Genomic DNA, 6,865 nt, shown 5'->3' with positions numbered 1-6,865 from the left:
CAATCGCTTGAATCTGTGGCATACATACTTGATGCGCCATCGGATAAGTATGATATGCCACGTTATAGCCTTTATCAGACAATAATTGCTGTGCCTGCTCACCCAAAACAACAGGGACAACCGGATCATGACTACCGTGTTCGATTAGAATTGGCATGTCTTTATTAGCAGCACTATAGTTAATATTATCGTTCGTCGCTAAGTAGGTAGAGAGTGTCATTAAACCAGCCAAACGCTTTGGATAGCCAAGTGCCACATAATAAGCCACTGCCCCGCCCTGCGAAAACCCTGCAATAACGATATGCTCAGGAGAGACACCGCGCTCAACCTCACGGCTGATCAAATCATTGATTTGTTGGGCAGACTCTTCAATCTGAGCAACATCAATTTTACGTTCTAGACTCATCTCTAAAATATCATACCAAGCTGGCATGACCATGCCACCGTTTACCGTCACCGCTCGCTTTGGTGCATGTGGGAAAATAAATCGTACAGCCATATCATTAGCCAAGCCCAGCTGCGGTACCACAGGTTCAAAGTCATGACCACTGGCACCTAAGCCATGAAGCCAAATGACAGCACGGTTGATGGTTTTTTGGCTAGGGTTATGCTCAACGATAACAGCGTCTAAATAGTCAGTCATACCTAATCCTTAATATAGTTTTGATAGTTTAGTTTTAAAAACTGAGAATGAAATATTTTTGTAACAATTGCTTGCCTGTCATCATCTTTTAAATATTATCGGGTAACTTAAAGGATGGATCAATGACCGCAATGTTGTACTTATTATTTTTCACTTTTTGTAGGGACAGTTTACATGACAATATTAGATAATTCAGTGGCGACACTCAATCAACTCAAAAAAACGCCATTTAAAACCGTTAAGACGGTCAGTATAGCCATAGCACTAGGGGCCACTTGCACCCTATCAATGGCAGCAGACGATATACGCAATACCACATTGACTCAAATATCCAACCAAACCATTAAGCCATCACTAAAACAACTACCAAAAAGCTTACCTGCTAAGCCTCAAGCCTATACCTATGGTGTGCGGCCATTCTACTTGGTCAATGACATGGATGCAGGACCATTAAAAGACGAACTAATGGCTTGTAGTGCGCAAACGCCTAGCAAAACCAACTTTTCTATCGCGCATCGCGGTGCACCGCTGCAATTACCTGAACACACTTATGATAGCTATGTTGCCTCAGCGCAAATGGGTGCAGGCATATTAGAATGCGATGTGGCTTTTACCAATGACGGCGAGCTGGTCTGCCGCCATGCGCAAGACGACCTGCATACGACTACTAACATTCTGGCGACCCCGCTGGCCAAACAGTGCACCGTACCGCCAATTATCGACGCCAACGGTGTTCTGACCAATGCCGACAGCATTGAATGTCGCACATCAGACATTAGCGCAAGTGAATTCAAAACCCTCACAGGCAAAATGGATGCAGCGGATAAAACAGCCACCACTCTTAATGATTATATGAATGCAACGGCTGCATGGCGGACTGATTTATATTCACAAAACGGTCAAGTGCTCACATTAAAGGAACATATTAAGCTTGCTCAAAGCCTAGGTATGAAACACACGCCAGAGCTAAAAGCACCAGCCGTTACCATGCCATTTAATGGCTATAGCGTAGATGCTTATCGTCAGCAGCTGATTGACACTTATAAAAATGCAGGCGTGGCTGCCAGTGACGTGTTTGCGCAGTCGTTTAATATTGAAGATGTGGATTATTGGATTAAAAACGAGCCTGCTTTTGGTGCCAATGCCATTTACTTAATTGACGATAGTAATGAAACCGCAACTGGCAAAACCTTTGATAAAAATGACCCTAGCACGTGGAAGCACTCACTAGCCAACATAAAAGCACGTGGCATTAAAACCATTGCCCCACCACCGTGGATACTGGTAACCACTGACGCGACAGGTAAAATGATACCTTCCGCTTATGCCAAACAAGCCAAAGCACTTAATTTGGATATTATTACTTGGTCAATTGAGCGCTCAGGGCCGCTAGCGGCAGGTGGCGATTGGTATTATACTGACTTAGGCAAAGCCATTAATAATGATGGTGATATGATGACTTATATCGATGTACTGGCGCAAGATGTTGGAGTAAAAGGTATTTTTTCAGACTGGCCAGCAACCGTTACATACTACGCAAATTGCAAAGGTTTGAGCTAGGTCGTACTTAATATTTAGAAACAAGTCTTACTAATAACTAAAAAGCCAACTGAGTATCTACTTGGTTGGCTTTTTTGTATGCTGGAGTATTGATACAAAGATTGGTTCAAAGCCTGCTTTGACTCATTCAGTTAATCAACGACTGCCATATCAACACCTCAAAACGTGAAAACAGTTATCCTCTCATTTTTTCCATCAATTTTTCATCGCTTTTGACAAGCATTCACAAAATGCTTTGGGACTTTTATGCTAGGATAATCCCAACAACTTTGGAGTCTTTCCATGACTCCAAATACAAACTGTATTTAGCAAAGTGGACACTGACGGTATCTATGCGATTGTTATCTATTAACCATCACGTCAAGCAGCCATTTTTTACACATTTTTCTAAAATAAGTATACCGTCATGACTCATATTTTACTGGTAGAAGATGATCCCGCCATTGCGATGTCGCTCAAGGTCACTTGCAAGCGTGAAGGCTGGCAAATTACATGGCTAGACAATGCCAGTAGCGTACTGCCGATGCTACATAGTGAGGCCGCAAGCGATCTATCAGCCATTATTTTGGATGTTGGATTGCCAGATGGTGACGGTCTCAGCTTGTGTCAACAAATACGCCATACACCTGATATTGATGCCTTAAAAGACATCCCGATTGTATTTTTGACGGCACGTAGTGATGAGGTCGATCGTATTTTGGGCTTAGAGATGGGCGGCGACGATTACTGTGCCAAACCCTTTAGCCCGCGAGAGTTGGTCGCCCGCCTAAAAGCCATTTGGCGACGTGAGCAATTGCTGTCTCAACAGTCATCCGCTCCTACTAACTCAGTAGATAATGATAACCCGTCTAATAATATGACTGGGCAAGCATTAACGTTTGAATGTCAGTCTGGCATTTGGCATTACCAACCACTCAATTATTCGTTAATGTGGCAAGAGCAAAAGCTAGAGCTGAGCAATACCGAGCGCAAGATCTTATTGACCTTACTACAAGCACCCAATCAAGTATTCAGTCGTGAGCAACTGTTAAATGCAGTCAGTGACTATCCGGATCATCGCTTGGCGAGAACGATAGATAGCCATATCAAGTCAATTCGTAAGCAGCTGGCTACCGTAGATGCGAGCATCGATGTCATCCATACACACCGTGGATTGGGTTATGCGTTATGCCCCGCTTAGCTATATTTTACTTAGTACTGATTTTCTATAACTGCAAGCAACACTGATAAAAATATGACCAATAAAGCGAATGATATTGTTGATAACCACGCTAATAATAGCGTTGATCATCCTGCTAATGCTAATCAAAGTAACTGGTATGCAAAGTTACATCCTATTGGCACCGCGCAGCAAACGACTGAGCCAAAACGACTGCTAAATCTGAGTATATTTTTTAGAATTTGGTTAGCCGTTGCGTTGGTATTAACCATTTGCGGTGTGGTAGTGTTTACTCAGCTATTTGGCTATGTCAAACCAACAGCGCAGCAAGTCATCGAAGACACGTTATTAGATACCAGTAAATTGCTTGCGGTCAGCTTGCAGGTGCCATTATCGTCTGGGCAGCTATATGAGGAGGCTTATCAAGCAAGACTGGATTCAGCATTCATTGGCACGCCAGCGACGAATAAAACCAGAGAGCCAGAATATAAAAATAAAAGCTATAGCAGTTTTCGGATATATGTCACAGACCGTTCGGGCATGGTTATATATGACTCTCTGCCTTACCCTGACAACGATGAGGGGCAAGATTATAGTCGTTGGAACGATGTCTATTTGACTCTACAAGGTCAATATGGCGCAAGAAGTACCACGCGAGATCACAATCAGCGCGATGGTACGATCATGTATGTGGCACAGCCTATAAAAGACGCCGCTGGCAATCTGATTGGTATCGTCAGCGTCGGTAAGCCTGTCGCTAGCGTATTGCCTTATTTAGATGATACGCGCAATCGCATGCTCATCACGGCGCTGTTCATGAGTATCGCTGCCCTAATATTGGCAGGACTGGTGGCATGGTGGCTTAAGCAAAGCATTACTTTGGTTACTCAATATACCAGCGCATTAGCTGAGGATACCAAAAAACCCTATTTTTACTTAGGTCATGAGCTTAATAGCCTGACAGATACGATTGAATCCATGAAACATCGATTGGAAAACCGATCTTATGTGACTGATTATGTCCATACCCTCACCCATGAGTTGAAAAGCCCTCTAACCGCCATTCGTGCCAGTAGTGAACTGTTAGAGGACGATGGTCTCGACAGCAGCGCATTAGACATTGAAGATCGGCAGATGCTGATCCAAACTATCGGTGAACAAAGCATAAAAATGCAGCAGTTAATTGATCGATTACTGTTACTTGCCAAGATTGAGCAGCCAACTTTTAAGCTAAATCAACAGCTGACGCCTCTATTACCATTACTACAAACCCTTGCAAAAAATAATGCCGCTAAATTGCAGCAGCAGCTTTTAGCACCTATTGACATCTATATCGATGATGCACGCTTTACTGACACCATACATTTACAGCCGAATATATTGGCAAATACCAGTGTCTTTGCTGATCAGTTCTGGTTGGTACAAGTGCTACAAAACGTATTGGATAATGCCATTCACTTTGCTGAGAGCACGGTCAATATTCATATTCACAATACAGTGCAGACAGTGACTATTGATATATTTAACGATGGCAAATTACTACCCGACTATGCCGTAAAAAAAGCCTTCGACCGTTATTTTAGTTTATCGCATCAGAGCCAAGCCACCTATAACGCAGCAAGCCAGCCCAACCAGTCATCAGAGACACCACTCAATAAAAACTCAATCGCAGCAACCAAAACAGAACAGCCTAACACGTCTGGCAACACTCTCAAAAAGGGCACTGGCCTTGGTTTAACGTTAGTAAAACAAGTAATCGAACACCACGGAGGTCATGTTGCGATTGACAACGTGCATAGTAATGAAGGTTCTGAAAATGGCGAGAGTAGCGCTGTTAAATACCCACATTCTGGTGTGATGGTTAGCATCACGCTGCCTTTAGCTCGCGAATAAAATTCATTAAACTTCCATCATTCCTACACAAGTTTTCTATCTCATTGTCTTACGATAGCGTTATTCAAATTCGTAAGACAGATTAAGGATAGAAATACGATGCAACACACACTTATTACCAACCATATTGTTAATAGCAAGCTTATCGAAAGTCAATTGATTGAGAGCTTGCTAGGATATAGTCGTCATCATTGCGCACAGATTTTGTCAAATCAAAGCATTGATAGTATTGAGTTTGGACACTGGCTCGCTATTCCCAGTCAGCAGGTGTTATTGGTATTTCGCCATCAACGGTGTGTGGCTATTGATGCCTATCAAATAGCGGCTTAAGCACTTATTCAACTTTATATCAGATAGTAACCCACTAATTTAAGAAATTTATTCTCATCCATGAAAAAGCCCTGCGCTAACTCTAATCAGAAATCATTAGAGCCAGCGCAGGGCTTTTTCAATCACATTACGATAAAAATACTGGTACTAGTGTGACTACTAACACTAAAGCTATGTAATCGACTCTACCGGCTGCTTCACATCGCCGTTTTGGCCACGATGACGTAGGTAATGATCGAGCAACACAATCGCTAGCATGGCTTCTGCGATAGGCGTGGCACGTACACCAACGCACGGATCATGACGCCCTTTAGTCAGCATATCGATCGACTCACCTTGCGTATTGATACTCTTGCCAGCGGTGGTAATACTAGACGTTGGCTTCAGGGCAATACTGACACGGATGTCTTGCCCTGATGAGATGCCGCCCAGTATACCGCCAGCATGATTGGCAGTGAAACCGTCTGGCGTTAGCTCATCACGAGAGCTATGACCGAACTGCCCAGCCACTGCCATACCATCACCAACTTCAACGCCTTTTACCGCATTGATGCTCATCATGGCATGAGCAATATCAGCATCTAAGCGATCAAACACTGGTTCACCAAGTCCGACAGGGACACCGTTTGCGATAACTTCTAGACGCGCACCGCAACTGGTGCCCTCACGGCGCAAGTTATCGATTAATGACTCAAAACGAGTCACCGCTTCTTTGTCAGCACAAAAGAATGGATTACTATTGACGAATTCCCAATCAATTTGACTAGCATCTGTGACGTTACTGTATTCATTGCCAATCTGGGTCACATGACCACGGACTTGCACGCCTAAACGGTCTTGCAGATATTTTTTTGCAATGGCACCAGCCGCAACGCGCATCGCCGTCTCACGTGCTGATGAACGACCACCACCACGATAATCGCGAAAGCCATATTTCATACTATAAGTATAGTCGGCATGACCTGGACGAAAAGTATCTTTAATCTCGCTATAATCTTTAGATTTTTGATTGGTATTACGAATCAGTAAGCCAATAGACGTACCTGTCGTTTTACCTTCAAATACGCCAGAGATAATCTCAACTTCATCAGATTCACGGCGCTGAGTCGAGTACTTAGACGTGCCCGGTTTACGGCGATCTAAATCTACTTGCAAATCTTCTTCAGACAAAACCAAACCGGGTGGCACGCCATCGACGATAGCCATAAGGCCTGCGCCATGCGACTCTCCACACGTAGTGACAGTGAAAACCTGTCCGATACTATTGCCTGCCATATCTA

At 43.6% G+C, this 6,865-nt stretch carries 6 protein-coding genes; 4 read left to right on the top strand and 2 right to left on the bottom strand.

What is annotated here, in order from left to right; genetic code table 11:
• Nucleotides 1-643, bottom strand: a 643-nt coding sequence (locus JMW61_RS08675) for an alpha/beta hydrolase (RefSeq protein ID WP_201550290.1), incomplete at its 3' end; no start/stop codon positions are given.
• A 174-nt stretch (nt 644-817) separates the two neighbouring features.
• Here JMW61_RS08675 and JMW61_RS08670 point away from each other — a divergent pair.
• The 4 genes from JMW61_RS08670 to JMW61_RS08655 all read left to right on the top strand — a co-directional run bounded on the left by JMW61_RS08670 (nt 818) and on the right by JMW61_RS08655 (nt 5,585).
• Nucleotides 818-2,203, top strand: coding sequence for a glycerophosphodiester phosphodiesterase family protein (locus tag JMW61_RS08670; RefSeq protein WP_201550289.1), 1,386 nt, complete (start codon nt 818-820; stop codon nt 2,201-2,203).
• Nucleotides 2,204-2,609: 406 nt separating this feature from the next.
• Complete coding sequence (locus tag JMW61_RS08665; RefSeq protein ID WP_197217610.1) at nt 2,610-3,383, top strand: response regulator; 774 nt, start codon at nt 2,610-2,612, stop codon at nt 3,381-3,383.
• 54 nt (nt 3,384-3,437) lie between these two features.
• Entirely contained in the window at nt 3,438-5,255 is a 1,818-nt protein-coding gene (gene creC, locus JMW61_RS08660) for a two-component system sensor histidine kinase CreC (RefSeq protein ID WP_201550288.1), read from the top strand.
• A 99-nt stretch (nt 5,256-5,354) separates the two neighbouring features.
• Nucleotides 5,355-5,585 (top strand): hypothetical protein, encoded by a 231-nt coding sequence (locus tag JMW61_RS08655; protein WP_201550287.1) that lies wholly within the window; start codon nt 5,355-5,357, stop codon nt 5,583-5,585.
• A gap of 171 nt (nt 5,586-5,756) precedes the next feature.
• Here the strand turns inward: JMW61_RS08655 and aroC are convergent, their stop codons facing one another.
• Nucleotides 5,757-6,860: a chorismate synthase gene (aroC, locus tag JMW61_RS08650; RefSeq protein ID WP_201550286.1), complete on the bottom strand. Its 1,104-nt coding sequence runs from the start codon at nt 6,858-6,860 to the stop codon at nt 5,757-5,759.
• Nucleotides 6,861-6,865: the final 5 nt, after the last annotated feature.

It is taken from the genome of Psychrobacter fjordensis, from assembly GCF_904845995.1.
Lineage (GTDB): Bacteria > Pseudomonadota > Gammaproteobacteria > Pseudomonadales > Moraxellaceae > Psychrobacter > Psychrobacter fjordensis.
Note: the sequence above shows the minus strand (reverse complement) of the source record. Positions and strands in the feature narration are given on the sequence as shown.

What these genes read in the sequence shown, in the direction of transcription:
- aroC (WP_201550286.1), bottom strand. Translation starts at nt 6,860, where the DNA reads ATGGCAGGCAATAGTATCGGACAGGTTTTCACTGTCACTACGTGTGGA.
- creC (WP_201550288.1), top strand. Translation starts at nt 3,438, where the DNA reads ATGACCAATAAAGCGAATGATATTGTTGATAACCACGCTAATAATAGC.
- JMW61_RS08665 (WP_197217610.1), top strand. Translation starts at nt 2,610, where the DNA reads ATGACTCATATTTTACTGGTAGAAGATGATCCCGCCATTGCGATGTCG.
- JMW61_RS08670 (WP_201550289.1), top strand. Translation starts at nt 818, where the DNA reads ATGACAATATTAGATAATTCAGTGGCGACACTCAATCAACTCAAAAAA.
- JMW61_RS08655 (WP_201550287.1), top strand. Translation starts at nt 5,355, where the DNA reads ATGCAACACACACTTATTACCAACCATATTGTTAATAGCAAGCTTATC.